The 18,092-nt window shown below is 44.2% G+C and carries 17 protein-coding genes; 3 read left to right on the top strand and 14 right to left on the bottom strand.

Annotated elements, in window-relative coordinates; all coding sequences use genetic code 11:
* The 3 genes from QUB10_RS25745 to QUB10_RS25755 form a co-directional block, all read left to right on the top strand.
* Positions 1–209: hypothetical protein (locus QUB10_RS25745; protein ID WP_333206037.1), on the top strand; the 209-nt coding region annotated here is incomplete at its 5' end.
* Positions 210–217: 8 nt separating this feature from the next.
* Entirely contained in the window at positions 218–730 is a 513-nt protein-coding gene (locus tag QUB10_RS25750; RefSeq protein ID WP_333206038.1) for a dihydrofolate reductase family protein, read from the top strand.
* 156 nt (positions 731–886) lie between these two features.
* Positions 887–1,111 carry a hypothetical protein gene (locus tag QUB10_RS25755; RefSeq protein ID WP_333206039.1) on the top strand — a complete coding sequence of 75 codons (225 nt, stop codon included), beginning with the start codon at positions 887–889 and terminating at the stop codon, positions 1,109–1,111.
* 132 nt (positions 1,112–1,243) lie between these two features.
* On the opposite strand, the gene QUB10_RS25760 is transcribed toward QUB10_RS25755, so the two are convergent.
* From QUB10_RS25760 to QUB10_RS25825, 14 genes are all read right to left on the bottom strand, one after another.
* Complete coding sequence (locus tag QUB10_RS25760) at positions 1,244–2,302, bottom strand: NAD-dependent epimerase (RefSeq protein ID WP_333206040.1); 1,059 nt, start codon at positions 2,300–2,302, stop codon at positions 1,244–1,246.
* 52 nt (positions 2,303–2,354) lie between these two features.
* On the bottom strand, positions 2,355–3,515 hold the full coding sequence (locus QUB10_RS25765; protein WP_333206041.1) for a histidine phosphatase family protein: 1,161 nt from the start codon (positions 3,513–3,515) through the stop codon (positions 2,355–2,357).
* Between the two features lie 31 nt (positions 3,516–3,546).
* Positions 3,547–5,256, bottom strand: a complete 1,710-nt coding sequence (locus QUB10_RS25770) for an iron uptake porin (protein WP_333206059.1) — start codon at positions 5,254–5,256, stop codon at positions 3,547–3,549.
* 52 nt (positions 5,257–5,308) lie between these two features.
* Complete coding sequence (locus tag QUB10_RS25775) at positions 5,309–7,162, bottom strand: ABC transporter ATP-binding protein (RefSeq protein WP_333206042.1); 1,854 nt, start codon at positions 7,160–7,162, stop codon at positions 5,309–5,311.
* A 255-nt stretch (positions 7,163–7,417) separates the two neighbouring features.
* Positions 7,418–8,476 carry a glycosyltransferase gene (locus QUB10_RS25780; RefSeq protein WP_333206043.1) on the bottom strand — a complete coding sequence of 353 codons (1,059 nt, stop codon included), beginning with the start codon at positions 8,474–8,476 and terminating at the stop codon, positions 7,418–7,420.
* A gap of 102 nt (positions 8,477–8,578) precedes the next feature.
* The gene (locus QUB10_RS25785; protein ID WP_333206044.1) at positions 8,579–9,814 is read right to left on the bottom strand and encodes a glycosyltransferase; all 1,236 of its coding nucleotides are present in this window, start codon (positions 9,812–9,814) and stop codon (positions 8,579–8,581) included.
* 154 nt (positions 9,815–9,968) lie between these two features.
* A complete protein-coding gene (locus tag QUB10_RS25790; protein WP_333206045.1) occupies positions 9,969–11,156 on the bottom strand; it encodes a glycosyltransferase in 1,188 nt (395 codons plus the stop codon).
* Positions 11,156–12,451 carry a glycosyltransferase gene (locus QUB10_RS25795; RefSeq protein WP_333206046.1) on the bottom strand — a complete coding sequence of 432 codons (1,296 nt, stop codon included), beginning with the start codon at positions 12,449–12,451 and terminating at the stop codon, positions 11,156–11,158. The genes QUB10_RS25790 and QUB10_RS25795 overlap by 1 nt, the downstream gene beginning before the upstream one ends.
* Positions 12,452–12,531: 80 nt before the next feature.
* The gene (locus tag QUB10_RS25800; RefSeq protein WP_333206047.1) at positions 12,532–13,764 is read right to left on the bottom strand and encodes a glycosyltransferase; all 1,233 of its coding nucleotides are present in this window, start codon (positions 13,762–13,764) and stop codon (positions 12,532–12,534) included.
* A 613-nt stretch (positions 13,765–14,377) separates the two neighbouring features.
* Complete coding sequence (locus QUB10_RS25805) at positions 14,378–14,761, bottom strand: response regulator transcription factor (RefSeq protein ID WP_333206048.1); 384 nt, start codon at positions 14,759–14,761, stop codon at positions 14,378–14,380.
* Between the two features lie 198 nt (positions 14,762–14,959).
* Positions 14,960–15,628, bottom strand: coding sequence for a response regulator transcription factor (locus QUB10_RS25810; RefSeq protein ID WP_333206049.1), 669 nt, complete (start codon positions 15,626–15,628; stop codon positions 14,960–14,962).
* A gap of 35 nt (positions 15,629–15,663) precedes the next feature.
* Positions 15,664–17,217, bottom strand: a complete 1,554-nt coding sequence (locus QUB10_RS25815) for an ATP-binding protein (RefSeq protein WP_333206050.1) — start codon at positions 17,215–17,217, stop codon at positions 15,664–15,666.
* A gap of 212 nt (positions 17,218–17,429) precedes the next feature.
* Positions 17,430–17,726: a hypothetical protein gene (locus QUB10_RS25820; RefSeq protein WP_333206051.1), complete on the bottom strand. Its 297-nt coding sequence runs from the start codon at positions 17,724–17,726 to the stop codon at positions 17,430–17,432.
* A gap of 91 nt (positions 17,727–17,817) precedes the next feature.
* The gene (locus QUB10_RS25825) at positions 17,818–18,024 is read right to left on the bottom strand and encodes a hypothetical protein (RefSeq protein WP_333206052.1); all 207 of its coding nucleotides are present in this window, start codon (positions 18,022–18,024) and stop codon (positions 17,818–17,820) included.
* Between the last annotated feature and the right edge of the window lie 68 nt (positions 18,025–18,092).

The following is an 18,092-nucleotide window of genomic DNA, read 5'->3' on the forward strand; positions in this document are numbered from 1 at the left end:
CGGGTTTCTCTCGATATTTCTCGTCACCCAACCAAAAAATTCCGAGAAACCCGGTTTCTCGCCCCGTGAATCTCAGAGTTGATATTTTTCACGAAATGCACGCTAGAGATTCTCCAAAGCTAAGATCGAAATCCAGCTACCGTCAGGACACTAAATCATTTAAAATTAAAGTTGGGGCGATGATCACCCCAATCATTCCCAAAACCTAGGTGTTGCCATGCGTAAAATTGTACTCTTCATTGCATCTAGTCTGGACGGTTATATCGCGCGATCTAATGGCGATATTGACTGGCTGTTTACAGACCAAAATTACGGTTATAATAAATTCTTAGATAGTATCGATACGGTTCTCATGGGTCGGAAAACTTATGAACAAGTTCTAACTTTTGGCGAGTATCCGTACCAGGAAAAACAGAGTTATGTTTTTACGAAAAATCTAGATTTTCAAGCAACTTCTGATGTCGAAGTGGTAACAGATTTAGAGAGTTTTGTCAATGATTTGCGCTTGCGAGACGGCAAGAATATTTGGTTGGTGGGAGGTGCTCTGCTGATTCGCGATTTCCTGAATCAAAACTTTGTCAACGAAGTGATTCTCTCGGTTCATCCGCTTATTTTAGGCGAGGGAATTCCTTTATTTGTTAATCCCATAAATACTACACCTTTGCAGTTAACTGGATGTCAGACATACAGTTCTGGTATGGTTCAGCTATCTTATGATGTCGCGACTTGAGGGCGCGCCCAATTGCTAAGTCGCTTGCCAAATACTGTCAGTTGATTATCAAAAAACGTAAGATAGGACTTAGTAATTGGGCTGATGATGAAATGTGTTTGCTACTTTTTGCTATTAATATCTTTTTTCGGGACCGCCCTTCCTGCTGAGGCGTCTGTGTGCCGCAATTATCAAGGACGCGAGATTTGCATTGTCGATATCAAACGCAGTGCAAAAAATTATTGGGAATACAGGGTAATTCTGAGTGTTGATGGAGTGAAAAAGCCTCTAGAAGTCTACAATTGCCGCGATCGCACTACAGTTAAGAAAGATGGAACTGTTTTGGCGTTTGGAGAAAACAACCCGGGTGAAATCGTCTGCCGTTTTTTTAATAAAAAATAGTTTTGGCAATTTAATTTATCTCATCCTCTTATAATTTCATCAAACTAAACTGTAAAATTTAGATGCGTGTGGGCTCACCAATAGCGGGAACACTAATGCGTTTTTAAGTGCATTAGTGAAGATTTTCCCCGCTCAAACTGTGGCTAGGCGATCGCCACTCTTAAGATGTTCTATCTGTGCGGCGACTTGACTGTAAGAGTTCTGGGCCACACCGCCATAATAGTCTCGATACCACTCTACAAACTGACGAATTCCTTCCTCGATTGGGGTACTAGGCTTAAACCCTACATCCGCCATTAAATCATCTACATCTGCATAAGTAGATGGTACATCACCAGGCTGCATCGGCAACAAATTCTTAACGGCAGTTTTGCCCATTGCTGCTTCAACGACTTCAATAAAAGTCAACAATTCCACAGGGGAATTATTGCCAATATTATAAATCTTATAGGGAACGACGCTTGATGTTTCTGAATCGGATTGATGAGGCTTTTCTATGACTCGCACAACTCCTTCAACTACATCATCAATGTAAGTGAAGTCGCGCTGCATTTTACCGAAATTATAAACATCAATCGGTTTGTTTTCGGCGATCGCCTTGACAAACTTGAAATACGCCATATCCGGCCGTCCCCAGGGCCCGTAGACTGTAAAAAAGCGCAATCCGGTGATTGGCAAGCTGTACAAATGACTGTAGGAATGAGCCATCAGTTCGTTAGCTTTTTTGGTGGCTGCGTAAAGGGAAATAGGATGATCGACGTTATCGCTAACAGCAAAGGGAACTTTCGTATTATTACCGTAAACGGAACTGGAAGAAGCAAAGACTAAATGCTCAATTTTGCTATGACGACAACCTTCTAAGATATTTAAAAATCCCATTAGGTTGCTGTCTGCGTAAGCGTGGGGATTGTCCAGGGAGTAGCGCACACCGGCTTGGGCTGCGAGGTGGACAACACGGTCAATTTTTTGATTTTGGAAGAGTTGGGATATGCCGGTGCGATCGCTCAAATCTAACTGCTGAAAAGTAAATTCTGAATGCGACTGGAGTTGAGCTAAACGCGCTTTTTTGAGATTGACATCGTAATAGTCGTTTAAGTTGTCGATGCCGTAAACTTGCTGACCTTGGGACAATAATCTTTGGGCTAAATGATAGCCGATAAAGCCTGCTGCGCCTGTGACTAAAATTTTCATTGTGGGTAATTAGTAATTTGTAATTGGTAATGCAAACAATTTGAAGCCAGCGCTAACTAATTTCACCTGAGAGATTCATCGCTTGCAATACGGGATGTTTCGCGGAGGCGGGATAGTGTAAAATGTTGATATTTCCGGGTTGAACCTGGAGAGATTGCTGTGGGATTGGCAAGCCTAAAACTTGATTTAATGCTCCCCGAATTTCGCTGGTTTCGGCAACGACTAACCCGGTGCAAAGAGATGAAGTTTGGTGCGTTCTGCCGGAAATTGTTTGGTGCCAAGTCTGCATAAATCTTTTAGTTGAGATGGATAACTGTACTGTCGGATTGGGGTGCGACCGAATCAATCTTTCTGCCATTTGTGTGGAGTTTGCTCCCTCGCTGTTCAGGCAAAAATTGAGAGGGCTTTGCTCGATAATTTTGGCAACTATGTCGGTATAAATGTCTTTTTTATTGTCTGCCGGTACTAGCAGCAAACGCAGTCCTTGTTTGCCTTCTTTGAGTTTCGGCAAAATTTCTCCTAAATGATTTGTCAAATTCATCGCTTCTAATTCAGCCTGATGTTCTGCACCGACAAAACTCAGAATACTGACTCCGCAATTCGATTGCTGTAGAGTATGAAAGTCTTGACATTTCATCCCGATCGCGGTACTAATTAGTGCTTTGATAGTCCCTCCGTGAGTGATAACTAAGATTGTTTTACCAACAGATTTTGGCAGAATTTCTGCCCAAAAATTTTGGGCTTGGCGGTAGAGGTTTTGGACTGGGAAATTTGGCGGTTTGACTAAAGTTGCAATTGAATTACCAATCAGTGAATTATCCTCTAATTCAGCAGCCATTTGGAATTCGTGAGGGCGTTCTCTCCAACAGCGGTAATCTTCAGCAAGGTCTTCTCGAACGTATTTGAATGATAAACCATTCCAAGCGGGCAAGTCAATTTCTTTTAAGTTTTGATCGATGTGCAATTCTGGGTGACTGTCGGCTATAGTTGCGATCGCACTTAAAATCTCCCTGGCCGTCTCTCTAGCGCGCTGAAGCGGGCTGCTGTAAACAATATCTAGGGGAATGGTGCTTAAAGAAAGTCCTGTTTGATAGGCGGTTAAACGGCCCTTTTCGGTTAGCAAAGAATCGTCGCAGCAGCCTTGATACAGTCCTAGTTCGTTATAAATACTTTGACCGTGACGGACGAGAATAACGCGAGTTGTGTTGTTCATGATTGATTTTCAGGATAGATTGTATGAGTTGTCAAAAATTAAACGTGGTTCGCAAAGTGCCGATATAAATTGGATCATTTTTGCTATTGTGTTCTGGGTTAGTTATTGCCAGAAATCCCAGAGTTACTGCTAGATTGTCTGTTAATTGCCTCCGATAAAATGCTTCTAAATGCAGCGATGTGTCCGGGTCGATATATTCTCGATCGTCCTCGATGAAATCGCTGTTAATTACTTTAGGTGGTTGACCGATAACTATACCTCCTACACTATCTTCTGATCCTAAATCTGGAAAAGCTAAAGTTACCGCCCAGTTAAACATACTAGCTTGGGGTCGATCGCCCAAATCGAGAGCCTGGGCGCGGGTATATCCCACCCAACCTCCGGCTGTAAGCTGGCGGCTGATTTTGACACTGGATTGAATGCCGAAAGAATTGGCTGCAATGGCATCGCTTTCGCCGTCAAAAGGATCGTTTGCTCGATCGCTTCCCGTTCCCGTATCCAGACTATTATAAGAACGGACGTAGGTTAAACCAACTCCGATATTATTAGTTGGTCGAACAGTTAATTGGGCGATAGCACCATAAGCCGCTTTGCCAAAACCAATTGCCGGATCGTTTACTTTATCGGCCATAAATCCTACGTCTAAACTCACGCTTTTGCTGAAAGCATAACTCACTCCAATACCGCTACCTTCGCCGTGGCGGTAAATCGGATTTCGCTGACCGAAACGGGATACCGTACCCCGACTGCTGCCACTTAAATAAGGATTTAGAGTATCAGTATAGTCGTTGATACTGCCGCCGACAGCTTCCACATAAACAACTGCTTGGTTATTGATTGGAAACCGATATTCTAACCGACTGAGTTCAAATTGATTCTCGCTGTCGCCTTGAAAACTCAGATTAGCCATGTCTGTTTCCGCAGCATCGCTAACTTTAGGAATATTGTTAGCTTGCAGTCTCGTTCTGAGTCTATCTTTACCCGTAAAACTCGTGTCCAAATTTAATCTGACTCGATGGCCAAAGGTAAGATTGCTGTCAATATCGCCTTCACCATCTGCCTTTTCATTTCCCTCAACTCCAATCACTCCAAAAAGAGCTTCACCATCGAATTGGGTTGTAGTTGAAAACTGCTGTACACCGTCTAAACGCTGTGACAAATTTTCGATTCTGCCCCGCAAACCTGCCAACTCTCCCTGGAATTCTGTTTGCAGTTTACGCAAAATTTCCAAGTCTTCGCGGGTGATTAAATTAGCAGTATTGGCTCCAATTTGCTGATTTAGACGATCGAGGGTTGCATTCAAAGCAGCGGCAAATTCGTAGCGGGTTAAAACGCGATTACCGCGAAAAGTCCCGTCGGGATAGCCGGCGATTAACCCGTAACGTTCTACCAAAGATTTAAGGGCGTGAAAGGCCCAATCTGTAGGTTTAACATCGGATAATTCGGAGACAGAAGTGATGTTTGCTAAAGATTCGCGATCGACCTTTTCGGTTACTATTAGAAGTCGATCGCTAGCACCAGTCTCTGCAACGTCGAAAGTGCGATCGGATGGTGGGACTACCGCCGGAAGTGACAAAGTTTGGGAATTTTCAGGCATCTGATTTATTGACGTTGCAAACAGGCTTTTAGTTCCATTATTGTCAAAATTAATTTCGCGATCGCCCTTAACAAACTCAGTAGCAACAACCGGAGTTGCTACCGTCAAAGCAATTAGAAAAACTAAGGAAAACTGAGGAAGCATGAGCAAAATAAAAGCTCCAATAATTCAATATCAAAAATTTACATTTACCGAATTAACGGGAAATAACACAGGCATCAGCTTCATCCGGCAAATCATTGCTGATCGCAGATTGCACTGCATACATCGCTGCATATTTATTGCCTAACTTTATCAGTTCAGAATGAGTACCCTGTTCCAAAACTTTGCCACTTTCAATATACAGAATTGTGTCAGCTTGTTCGGCTGCTTTCAGATTGTGAGTAATCCAAAACGTCGTGCTATTTTGAGTCAGCCTTTCTAACGCTTCGCTAACCTCGCGTTCATTTTCCTGGTCTAAACCAGTTGTCGGTTCGTCTAAAATGACGATCGGAGATTGGCGGACAGCCGCACGGGCGATCGCAATTCGCTGTCTTTGTCCTCCGGAAAGTGTCGCTCCGCGTTCTCCTAAAATAGTATCGTAGCCGAGAGGCAATGCTTCGATAAAATCGTGAGCGTTAGCCAAACGGGAGGCCGCTTCAATTTCGGCATCAGTTGCATTTAAACATCCGTAAGCAATATTATCCTTGACGCTGACAGCAAACAAAACACTCTCTTGCAGCACGATACTAATCTGTTGTCGCAACGAATCAACTTTGTATTCGCGCAAGTCATGTCCATCAATTAAAATGCCTCCTTCCACAGGATCGTAAAGCCGAAGTAACAGGCTGACTAAACTCGATTTACCGCCGCCGGAAGGGCCGACTAAAGCAACTTGCTGACCTGCTTTTACTTGAAAACTCATGTTTTGCAAAATCACTTGTTCCGCTTCGTAAGCAAACATGACATTTTTAAATTCCACTGCACCTCGGAAACGCGGCGCTGTAAGTGCACCCCGCAAATCGCGAATTTCCGGTACGGTATCGAGGAGGTCGATAATCCGCTCTCCCGAAGCCGTTGCTTTAGAAATTTGGGCGGTATATTTAGCCAATTGGCGCATGGGTTTGAAAGCAGTTTTAAGGTAGTTAATAAATACTAATAATTCACCGGGTGAAACCATTTTCTCCAGCACTAACTGCACTCCGCGCCACAAAATTAGAGCCGTTGCAACCGCAACCAACATCTCTACAGTGCGCTCCAATCCCGCTGCCAATTTTTGCGATTCTGCGCCTTCCTGCAAGCTTTTTTGATTATCCTTAGAAAAAGAACTTTCTAACATTCCTTGGAGCGAAAGAGCTTGCACTACTTTAATTGCACCCATTGCTTCGGCGGCGGTGGCGGCCATCGCTCCTTCGCGCTTGCGCTGCTTGCGAGCTACTTTTTGAATCTGCTTGGAAAGGTGAGCGGAAACGAGGATAAATAGCGGGAAAACTGCGATCGCAATTATCGCCAATTCCCAATTCATCCACAGCATCACCGCCAGCATTCCTGTCAGCGTAAAAACATTGGTAAATAGCGGCAGTGCTGCGGTGACGGTAGCTTCGCGAATGCGCTCGACATCGTAGGTAACGCGGGTAATTAAATCGCCGCTCTTAGCTTTACTGTGAAATGAGAGGGAAAGCCGCTGCAAGTGACTGTAAAGAGTACCCCGAATTTCAGTCATGATGTGGGTAGCAGCTAAAGCCATACCGATCGTACTGATATAAGCGCAAGCCGCCCGCAAAGCTGCGATCGCCACAATTGCCACAGCTAGGACTGTTAACAACTCAATGGTGCTGAGATTTCTAATAAGTGGAAATGTTTGAGAAGCAGTTTCAAAGCCCGATAGCAGAATGTAGTCAAAGATTATTTTCAGAGGCCAAGGTTCTAGCAAGCGGAAGGCAGTTTCAGCGACTAATGCTAAAAATGAGATGACAATCAAAATGTTTTGCTTACGAATCTGCGGCCAGAATTTGCCAATAATTCGTCCCAGTCCGGGTATAGTTTCTTTAACACTTTTAGTTTCCGGCATTTGAGAGTCCTTGAAAAGATAGATTGTGCAAGTTTTTCATTCCCCATGACAGATCCTTGAAAATATGGATTGGTTGGGGTAGTTCGCTTGTCCGACAGTCCTCCAGGGAATGAATTCCTCCGTTTCTAGTTAAAGTCCTCTGAAACTGACTGATGAGTTGAAAATTATTCTTCTGGGTTCTCATAGCGAGGACTTTCGCTTTGAGGCAGGGGTTTAAACCCCTGTCGGACTACCGGAGAGCAGATTTGACTATTCTTACAAAACAGAAGATGCTGCTTCCAAAACCCGCGATCGCTCCGGTTGTAATACCTTAACTTCCACTTTGCGATCGGGAGTGCGATCAAACCGAGAAGTAATGTAACTGTTGATAATGCGATCGACGTGAACCAACATTTTTTCTAACAGCAGATTGCGATTTCCGAAGGCAATTCGCCGCACAAAAGGTCGGACAATACCCTGGTGCCTGCGCTGTCCCAATCTGCTGTAACGCTTTTTGAAATACTTGTCTTCAGTCAGATCCCATTTTGTGCGGAAATGTTCTAAACTTGCAACTTCCCAAGCATCGCTCCAGCGCAGCATGAAAAAGGCAAAATCAGACCATTGCAGCGGGCCGGGAACGTAAGTAACTACCGATGCGGGTTCGCAGTAAATAGTGCCGCCCGCGTTCGTCACACTCATGCAGAAATCAATGTGTTCGCGCGTGCTCAGCAGCGCTTCATCTAGTTTTCCGACGCGGGTAAAAATTTCAGTGCGGACTAACATACAGTGAAATTCTGCAAATTCGCACTGGTTTCTGTGGAGTTGTTCGCGAACTTCAGCCACCGGACGATTGACGAAATAATGTTTTTCATGTACCTTCCGCTTGACTTTAGTTTTGCCTGGTTTTTGTTCCAAAACAATCCGCGCTTCTCCTCCCGCTAAATGAATGGTTTCATGCAGTGGATTGCCGATGCAGGTGAGGGGACACACGACGACGGCTTGGGTTTCGGCGGCACATTCCAAAAGGCGATCGAGCCAGCCGGGAGTTACAACAACGTCGTTGTCGATGAACAGCACGTATTCAGTTTTAATTCGATCTAAAGCGAGATTTCTAGCTTGATTCGGCGCCAAATAAGTTTTAGTTTGCAACAGTTGAAAGCCTTTTTCTTGCGCCTGCTTTTCCAGATAATTCCGCATTGGAGTTGGGGAATTGCCGTCAACATAGATTAGGAAAAACGGCGTTTCTGTATGTTGGTACAGGCTTTCTAAAGACTCGCGGGTGTAACTGAAACGTTCGCGGGGCGAGACAACAATTGTAACTTTTGGTGAGATCACGGTGGTAACTCCTATTCTTCAGTCCGCGCAGGCGGAATTTGTTTGTGCAGTAGCGATTTCAATCGCCGAGCAATCAAAGGAAAAATAAACCCAGATTTGCCATTAAATGCTGTTAATCAGGGCCAGCTTTGGGCTGATAGTATTAGCGGCGGCTACAATCGGCTTGGATGCCTCTAAAACTTGTTGATAAACGGTTTGCCAGTTGGCTTGTTCGACAGCGGGATTGAGCTGTTCTATCGCCTTTTTTCTAGCAGCTAAACCGAGTTTTTGTCGCAGTTCTGGTTTAAGGGCGAATTGCCGCAAAGCAACTGCTAATTCTGCTGCTGAACCTGGATTTACTAACAGTGCATCCACCTCGTTTTCAAGAATGTCACCGATCGCATCTACCTTTGTACCGACGATCGCCTTTCCTGCTAGCATTGCCTCTAACATGGCATTGGGACAGCCGTCGTGCAGGGAAGGAATCGCAAAAATATCGAGAATTGGCAGGTAAGATAGGGCTGTTTCTCGGCTGACAAGCCCAGTGATAATCAGCCGATCGCCCAATCCGCTGTTTTGCACTTCTTGCTGCCAGTAATCCCGTTCGCGATCGGCAAAATCCCCAATTAAAAGCAGCGTTAAATCAACGTCGGCACTGATTTGGCCGCAAGCTTCCATCAAATATTCGATGCCCTTCTTGTCGCGAAAACGACCGACTGAGCCGATGACAGTTCCGCGCAATTCACCAGGTACAACAGGAGCCGACAGTTGGCTGAAGTCGATGGGAGCGATCGAATTCCAAAAAGCCGAAGATTTCTCCTGAATGCTGGGAGTTAAAATGCGGCCTCTAGTTTGCAAATCGCGGCTGACAAACGTCACCCAATCCGAATTTTCTAAGATCCAAACAGTTTGGCCGTGCTGTTTGGCATTGAAAATATGTTTGTGCAAATCGCTACCCCGAATACTGTTGATAACCGGGACATTTTGTTCGCGAGCTAGCAAAGTAGTAATAAAACCTGTTTCATTGATAAAAAAAGCATGAAACAAGTTGTAATTGTATTTTTGATGCAGCAGTTTCAATTGAGAATAAATCTCGCTCAAAAAATCCTGCATAATCGGCTCGCTAGAGCGCGCCGGCGGATACAATCGGTGTACCAAAATGCCATCTCGATCGGCAGTTTCGATCCTAGCCCGCTGGGGTTCACCTATCGTAAACTTCCGCTGTTTGGAATGAAAAACAGCAACGTGAACTTCGTAGCCTAACTCCAACATCATGTGAGCAATCCGGTGCACCGATTCCCCAACACCGCCCACTTCTGGCGGATATTCCAAACTCGCAATACAAACTTTAACCTTCATTAAATCCACTCCTCAATTTGATAATTTTTGCGGTGATGTATGGCTTAGATTCCTCACTGTCAACTGTTTAAAAACCCCGCTATCAACTGTCAACTGTCAACTAAGAGGGTGGGCACGGGGGCACCGCCCCTACCAACTGTCAACTGTCAACTGTTTATGCAGCAACAGCCGGTACTTTTAGTAAACTTTTCAGGAAACCAGCCGTTTTCTCTACTCCCTGCAAGTCAAGTTTCACAGGCTTTGGCCTATCCATCAGATTTAGCACAATCTTTTTGGCAAAGTTTCTGGGTTCTAAATCTGCTGGACGAATCACCTTTAAAATTCCCAATCTTTCCAGTTTTTGGCTTCTGATAGTTTGTTCTAGGTCGCCATTTCCCAGAAATGGCAGCATCATCGATCGCACTCCAGTTGTCAAAATATTCATGGTAGTGTTGTAGCCTCCCATACTGATAGACAGATCGGCTTTTTCCATATATGCCAGCAGATTGGGGGTGTACCGCTGAATGTTAATGTTTGCTTGAGTTGCTGTGCTGGCTTGCATCTGGGCAAATTTTTCATCAGGAAAAAACGGGCCGGTGAACACCTGGATTTGATGGGGCACAATCCACTCTAAAATTGGCGCTGCTTCTACTAAGGAATCCAGCAATTCGTGACCGAATCTCCCGCCGCCGATACTCGCCAAAATTAGCGGCTTGTCGCAGTTAAGCGCGGCTTTATCTTCATCGTTAAGTACCGGGTTTTCTGGCGAAGACTGCACTACGTATCCAGTGTAGTGAACTTTGCAGTTTAAATCGCTAATTCTAGAAAAGCTTTCCTCCAAGGGTTGAAATTGCCGATCGCCGTGAATCAATAATAGATCGAAATATTGATTCATCAGTTTGCAAATTTTCTCTTCGTGCCGTTCTTGGTCTTGTTTTGTGACAACAATATCCCGCAAACTGCAAACTACTTTTGTCGATCGCCCTTTGGCTTTTACCCGTTCCAAAAGCGGGATGAGTTCAAAGGAAAACCGCCTCCTGCCGAAGGGAAATAACTCTACCATCAAAATATCCGGTTGAAAAGAGTTAAAAATTTCCAGTAGTTGATTTTTCCTGAATTCTTGAACTTCCTCAAGACTGAGACTGTCGTCAACAACCGAAAGATTTTGAAATTCTGGATCGGTTTCGATCGCAGGCAAATTCACAACTTCAACCCCGGCGGGAATTTCAAAGCCGGCGATTGGTTTTCCGCCGTTGATAAAACAAATCTGGAAGTCTGCAACTAAGCCGCGCACAATTTCCATGCTGCGGACTAAGTGTCCGATGCCTAAAATGTGCTGGCAATAAAACATGAGCTTTTTCATCAGACTTTTACCTCTATTTTTTCAGTAATTTCTATTGTTGGCTGCGGGCTTTTTAGTTGAGTTGAGTTCAGCAGTCGATCGAACAATTCGCGAATTTCACCGACGTTTCGTTCCAGGGAAAACTGCTGCAAAACCCGCTGTCTTCCGGCTTTGCCAAACTGCTCTCTCAATTCAGGTTGAGCTAACAATTTTTCTAAAGCCTCCGCTAAAGCTGGAGGATTTTTCTCGGGAACCAAAAAACCGTTTTCTTCATTTTTTACCAGTTCGCTAATGCCAGAAATATCGGTAGAAACTACCGGAATTTCCATTGCCATTGCTTCTAATAAAACATTGGGGATTCCGTCGCGATCGCCATTTTTCATAACTTGACAAGGTAGCACAAATATACTAGCTATCTGATACACCTGAACCAATTCATCCTGAGTCATTTTCCCGGCGAGAGAAACCACATCCGCTACATCTAACTCGGCAATTAATTGTTCGAGTTCTGCTTGCAGAGGCCCGTAACCCACGATGTCGCACTGGAATTTATGCCCTTGATTTTTTAACTGCTGGCAAGCTTGGATTAAGTAAGGAAATCCTTTCTTGTCGCAGTACCTGCCGACGCTCAAAATCAACGGAATTTCCGTTTTGTGTTTGGCAAATGCTGATGTGAAACGGGTCAAGTCTATGCCGTGATAGGACAAGTAAATCGGCGTGTTGCTTTGGGAAACAGAGCGCAAATAGCGGTGATTGAATCCCGTACAGGTAAGCACAAATTCTGCACTGCGAATTCGGCGATCGAGCACTTCCGCTTCTGTCAAGTAAATATCCTTAGCGTGAGCAAAGATATTGTAGGAAAAAATGCCAAAAATCTTGGCTATTTCTGTCGTGGCTGTCGGCACATTGGCAAAGTGAGCTTGCAGGTGGGAAAGTCCCAAATTTTGCATTGTTGCTGCCAAATATCCAGCTTGCAAAAATTCATTCCAACGTTTTTTTTCGGGACGCTGCAAGTAAAATTGCAGTGCTTGCCAATATTGCTTCGGACTTTGAGACAACAGTTGCCAATGAGCTTTAAGTAAAGCGATTAAATCGGGAAAGCTGAAATTTGGCAGCAGTGTGGGAATGTAAGTAACGCTGGCTTTAACTTTGGCAACATCGGGGTGATTTTTTTCATCCGTCGGTTTTCGGAGGGAAAACAAGTGCAAAGATACTCCTTGGCGTTCTAATTCCAGAATTTCATTCAAGATGAAAGTTTCCGAAACTTTGGGATAAGTTTTGAGTAAATAACCTACGGTTTTGCGGTTGTCAGACATATATAGCAGTTGACAGTTGACAGTTGACAGTTGACAGGTTGAGAGTTGACATACTAAATCTGTGTTAAATACCCCTAGCCTTATTTAAGTGTGACAGTTGGCTTGATCCCTGAAAAATTGAGGTTTATCGGAGTCACTGGCTTGGATAGTAGGTGAGAAATGTAGTGAGAAATCCGAGGCAGTCCACCCAAATCTAAACCGGGAGCAACGGCGCAATAATGGGTTTCTTCTAATTTAGTTAACAGCAAATCCATCAAAGTTTCTGGAATTACTTCGTCAGGATGAATCATCGCGAGCCAACCGAGTTTTGACATTTGTTCGGCTCGCATTAATTGCTCGCTAGCTGGTTTAATTCGAGGAATTGCGATCGCTCTTTTTCCCAAGGAAAGCACTTCCGTAATTGTGTTGTACCCGCTCATACAGACGACTGCATCGGCTGCATCTATATAACTCATCAAATCGTCGGTAAAATCCAACATTTTAACTTGCGGGTTCGATGCAGCTTTTTGAGAAAGTTGCTCTCGCTGCTGAGAGGGCATTTCCGAACCGCAAATGATGACGCTGCGAATAGCTTTTGCTGTCAGTCGTGGGACTCCGGTTAAGTAAGTATCCACCACATGATAGCCATCCTCGCCGCCCCCCGGTGTGACTAAAACTAACTGTTCGTGTTCTTTTATTTGCAATTCTTGCCGTCTGGCTTCTCGACTTTTTAACCCCGGTGATTTGCGGAGATAGCCGCAATAACGTACCTTTTGGGCAACTGCCGGCGGAAATTTATATTCGCGACAAATGTTAAACAATTCCGGCATTCCGATTACCAAGATTTGGTCGTAAAACCGCTCAACTGCTTCGTAAAAATCGTGTTCTTTCCAATCACTAATTGTCTTTTCTGGACTGTCTAAAATATCGCGCATTAGCAGCAACAATTTGGTTTGTGGCAACTGTTTTTTCAAAAATTTAAGCGTTGTTACCAACTCATTTTTGATGCCGTAAGGTTTTTTATCGACTAAGATCGCATCGGGTTTAAAGTTGATTGCTGCCATCAAAATCAAGTCCGATCGCAGTTTGACAGTTTCAGCAATATCAGTCTGCAAATACTTGACCGCTATTTCCCCGGTTTCGCCTCGATTCAAACAGGGAATTTTGATGTAGTCAAGTCTCGGCGGCAGTCTAAAACTCTGCAGCATCGGCGAACCGGATACTACCAAAATGGAAAGGTCGGAAATAGCACTCAGTAAATGTTCGCAAATGGTCAGCATTCTGCGGATGTTGCCGAGACCAAATGCGTCGTGGGAGTAAACCATCAGTCTCATAATCAGTGTGCCTCGATAAGTTAACTGAATGCACGTAGATATGGTGAACTAGAGCGCTCTAGAAAGCTTGAGGAAAAAGCCGTTATAAATTTTAAGTGACTAGAAATTTCAAGGAATTGTGGGGCACAGAATAACTTTTCAAAATATCCTGTACCGATGACGCAAACACGCACGATCGCAATTCTCCTATCGGGTTTTAAGTTGAGGACGGACATCACGGAAGTTGCGATCGCCCTTGAGTGTCCTAAACTTTGTACTGCGATTGTTTAAATATAATTTCGCAGTTCTTTGTGAAGCCTTCATGAAGCTTTGATGAGAAAATTTTCACAAAACTCAGGGAATTTACTTACAAAAACGGAATTTCGGCAACGGGCAACCCCCCCCTGACCCCCCCTTGGGGGGAAGGCATTGGGCATGGATAGCCTTGTACCTAATTTGCTTGATAAGCGCTATATTTTTTTTCATAACCCAGTTTCTGACCACCCCTGCGTCCAAAACAAATCCCCCTCAGCGAGGGGGATTTAGTCAAAACTGCCTCAGTAATTACTCTGAAATTAAATAATAACAACTACATTTGTTGAAAACATTTATTAACTTTGCAAAAACTGATTGATTAGGGGGAGGACAGGGAAGAGTCCTTTTCCTTTAAATGCGATCGCACCCGCAAAAGCAAATCTTTGAATCTAAACGGCTTAGTGACACACTCGCTAGCACCCGATTCCAATGCCGAAAGCAGTTCTTGCGGATCCGTGCGGGCCGTAACCACAATAATCGGTCGCTGTTCTCCCCGATTTCGCAGTTCCCGGAGGACTGTCATACCGTCGATCGCGGGCAACCCCAAATCGAGCAATAACAGGTCAAATTCGTTTTCTGTGGCCATTGACAAAGCTTGCGGGCCATTTTCTGCTACGGCAGTCGCAAATCCTTGTTTTTTGAAGCCTTTTTCCATAAAAGCAGCTATTTTAACTTCATCTTCAGCAATCAAAATTCGGTACATAAATTTATAGTTAACGACACCCTACCTATGACCCAATACGGTTCAGTTAAGCTCGATCCCCCCTAACCCTGCTTCTTAAGGGAGATGCGAGGGGGATCTCCGAGCAATAAATAGTTTTAACCCAAGCGTATTGACCTACGACCTTTAAATTATGGCAAATTCCCCTGAAACTATCGTTAAATAATTATGAGAATTTTTTCACGATCGCAATCGATAACCCATGCCACGAACAGTTTCAATGAGACCGGAGCCTAATTTCTTCCGCAAATAACCGACATAAACATCGACAATATTGGAACCTGGATCGTAATTGTAACCCCAAACTCGGTCTAAAAGTTGTTCGCGGCTCATCACTTGTCCGGGATGGCGAAAAAAGGTTTCTGCTAAGGTGAATTCTCGCGCGGGCAACTCAATATTTTGATCGCCTACTTTGACTTTGCGAGTCCGCAAATCAAGCACTATATTGCCAATTTTCAGTACCGTTTCATCTGAATTAGTGCGTTCGTAAGTGCCGCGCAACCGCGCGCGCAACCGCACCAACAACTCTTCAAAACGGAAAGGTTTAGTCAAATAATCGTCAGCACCGCCTTCAAATCCTGCTACCTTAGTTTGAATGTCATCGCGGCCGCTCAAGATAATAATTGGTAATACTTCTCCCTGTCCGCGCAATTCCTCAATAACCTGCAATCCATCCTTGCCAGGAAGCCCCAAATCGAGAATCATTAAATCAAACTCGCCGTCAATAGCCATCAGCAAGGCATCCTTAGCGCTAGGAGCAATGGCAGTGATAAAACCATGAGATCGCAGTCCTTTTTCGATAAAAGCAGCGATTTTGGGTTCGTCTTCAACAATCAGAATTCTACTCATAAACCTGACCAAAAACGATTTATTTGCTCCCTAGCTTACCTTCTACCTTCAAATGGCTCGATCGGCAGAACGATAGCGAAAGTCGAGCCAGCTCCCAATTGACTGTTAACATACACTTTTCCACCGTGAGCTTCTGCGATCGCCCTGACAATAGACAAACCCAAACCGGCACCTTCGGAACGGCGGCGGCTGTTTGCAGCCCTAGCAAACCTGTCAAAAATTCGCTGCTGGTCGATCGGGGATATACCTTCTCCCGTATCGCGCACCCAAAATCGGACATTGCTGCCACTAACAGCAGATCCGATCGCGATCGTATCCTCAGACTTAGTGTGCTGCGCGGCATTTTGAGCCAAATTCATTATAACTTGAGTAATTCGCTGGCGATCGGCAACAATTCGACATGAAGCCACAGCATCCAATACCCAATTTCGATTTCCTAGAGCTTTTACCTTCGCAAAAAGTTCCTCACTCAGCGCACCAACTTCCACAGTTTCTAGCAGCAAAAAATCCGAATGTTCTGCCTTAGACAGCAGCAGTAAATCCTCCACAAAGCGACTCATGCGATCGAGTTCATCCATCACCAAAGTCATAGTTTCTTCCTGTTCATGAGGATCGTCACCCATCAACTCCAAATGCCCCCGAATTATCGTAATCGGAGTGCGGAGTTCGTGTCCGGCATCATTGATAAAATTGCGCTGATTAGAAAAAGCTTTCTCCAACCGATCCATCATCTCATTAAAAGTAGTTGCCAGTTCCGCAATTTCCCCTTGCCCTTCAACGACAATGCGCTGACTTAAATCCGACTCTTCGATCGCCCGGGCAGTTGCTGTCAGCGAGCGCAGGGGAGCTAACAGTTTTCCGGCTGCTATCCAAGCCAGAAAAACAACTAAAATCATGGCGACCAAAGTTACCTCAATGATAACTTTAAAAGCTTCCAGCGCTTCTTGGCGTTCGCCCGCAGTCACGTGAGCCACAACGAATACTCCCACAGTTTTACCTTGAATTTTAATAGGTTCGGCAATGTAGAGAATGCTGCCTACTTTACTGTCTGAGACTTTATATTCGCCGCGAGCTGACTGGCTCAATTTTCCCCAATTTTGCACCAGTTCCGAATCCGGTCGAAGCAGTTTTGGCAGTGCTTTGGAACTGGCTTTATAAAATTCGCCTTCTACAATAGCGATCAGAAAGGTATCGTCTTCGGTGATTTCCCGGGCAAGGTGAATATCTAAGAGTGCCAACAATTTAGCAGGGTGCGAGTAAGTTTTGATAGAGCCGTATTTTTTTTTTAATCGCTGTTCTACAGCCCCGTTTTTAGCGTCTAATGCGGCTGCCAGCCGTTCATTAAATATTGTTATTTGTTCAGCTAAATCCTCTTTAACCCGGGCATCTACCAGCGCAAACAAGCGCTGGCGAATTGCCGGAATAGAAAGGGACAGGAAGAATGCCATTAACAAAATGTAGCAGATCAGAATCCGGGTGCGGGCTTCACCAAAAAATCGCTGCCAGCGGGGGGGGAAGTTTGTTTGTGTTAGATTTAAATTGCGATCGGTCTTCATGGCAAATCCGGCGGATGGTTCGTCACCAACCAAACTAACTTTCGGGATCGGTTGTGTCTGTAAACCTTGTATCAACTTATTATACTAAATCCGGGTTACTCACCCCCTTTTTGATGTTGGTCGCTAATTTCTCCCCCTCCCCCCCTCTTCAGCAATAAAGGGGTTTTTAAGCCAGATTTGGTATTACGTCTTGCAGACAAATTTTTCGCACTTTTTTTGCAACGTGAGCCATAAGCACACCACCGTTAGCCGTTCATAGCTTTAATTAAAATTCCGATGATTTTCTCAATATCTCGGATAAAATACTCGGTTAAATCTATCGAAACCACGTTATTTTCCAGTTTGAGAAATTGCCAAACTGTACCAGTTGTGACAGCGCCGTAAATAATCGAGATTTCATTACCTTCTTGTTGGTTAAACAATTGTGCTGCTACCATTTCAGCGATACACTGACCTAATCCTGCTTTCAAGTTCTCATTTTTTGCCTCTACAATTGCTAATATGGGAGTGGAAATAAACAACTGTTCCTGAGAATTGCTCATTAAAAAATCGCAAAATCCATTGAGTCCTTTACTTAAATCGACATTAAACTCGATTCCAGAAAATAAACTTATATGATAATTTAATTTGCGCCTAATTTATAACTGGTGCTATAATCATTTCCGATCGGGCTTTTTCGGTATTAATTGAAACAGCGAGATCGATATTTTCTGTGAGAATAGTTGTTAATAATTCGCTGGGTTCTATTTCGGGAACATCAGCGAATAGTTGGGAAGACTCGGTAATTTTTAATTCAAATATTTTACTTATATTGCTTAATTTGAAATCTCTGTAAGCCATTGCTTTTATAATTGCAATAATCGGAATGATTGAACCGCAGAGAACACAGAGAACACAGAGGAAGAGAA

It is taken from the genome of Microcoleus sp. B5-D4, from assembly GCF_036705145.1.
Lineage (GTDB): Bacteria > Cyanobacteriota > Cyanobacteriia > Cyanobacteriales > Microcoleaceae > Microcoleus.

Coding starts and splice junctions, on each gene's coding strand:
- QUB10_RS25750 (WP_333206038.1), top strand. CDS start 218: ATGCGTAAAATTGTACTCTTCATTGCATCTAGTCTGGACGGTTATATC.
- QUB10_RS25760 (WP_333206040.1), bottom strand. CDS start 2,302: ATGAAAATTTTAGTCACAGGCGCAGCAGGCTTTATCGGCTATCATTTA.
- QUB10_RS25765 (WP_333206041.1), bottom strand. CDS start 3,515: ATGAACAACACAACTCGCGTTATTCTCGTCCGTCACGGTCAAAGTATT.
- QUB10_RS25770 (WP_333206059.1), bottom strand. CDS start 5,256: ATGCTTCCTCAGTTTTCCTTAGTTTTTCTAATTGCTTTGACGGTAGCA.
- QUB10_RS25775 (WP_333206042.1), bottom strand. CDS start 7,162: ATGCCGGAAACTAAAAGTGTTAAAGAAACTATACCCGGACTGGGACGA.
- QUB10_RS25785 (WP_333206044.1), bottom strand. CDS start 9,814: ATGAAGGTTAAAGTTTGTATTGCGAGTTTGGAATATCCGCCAGAAGTG.
- QUB10_RS25790 (WP_333206045.1), bottom strand. CDS start 11,156: ATGAAAAAGCTCATGTTTTATTGCCAGCACATTTTAGGCATCGGACAC.
- QUB10_RS25795 (WP_333206046.1), bottom strand. CDS start 12,451: ATGTCTGACAACCGCAAAACCGTAGGTTATTTACTCAAAACTTATCCC.
- QUB10_RS25800 (WP_333206047.1), bottom strand. CDS start 13,764: ATGAGACTGATGGTTTACTCCCACGACGCATTTGGTCTCGGCAACATC.
- QUB10_RS25805 (WP_333206048.1), bottom strand. CDS start 14,761: ATGTACCGAATTTTGATTGCTGAAGATGAAGTTAAAATAGCTGCTTTT.
- QUB10_RS25810 (WP_333206049.1), bottom strand. CDS start 15,628: ATGAGTAGAATTCTGATTGTTGAAGACGAACCCAAAATCGCTGCTTTT.
- QUB10_RS25820 (WP_333206051.1), bottom strand. CDS start 17,726: ATGAGCAATTCTCAGGAACAGTTGTTTATTTCCACTCCCATATTAGCA.
- QUB10_RS25825 (WP_333206052.1), bottom strand. CDS start 18,024: ATGGCTTACAGAGATTTCAAATTAAGCAATATAAGTAAAATATTTGAA.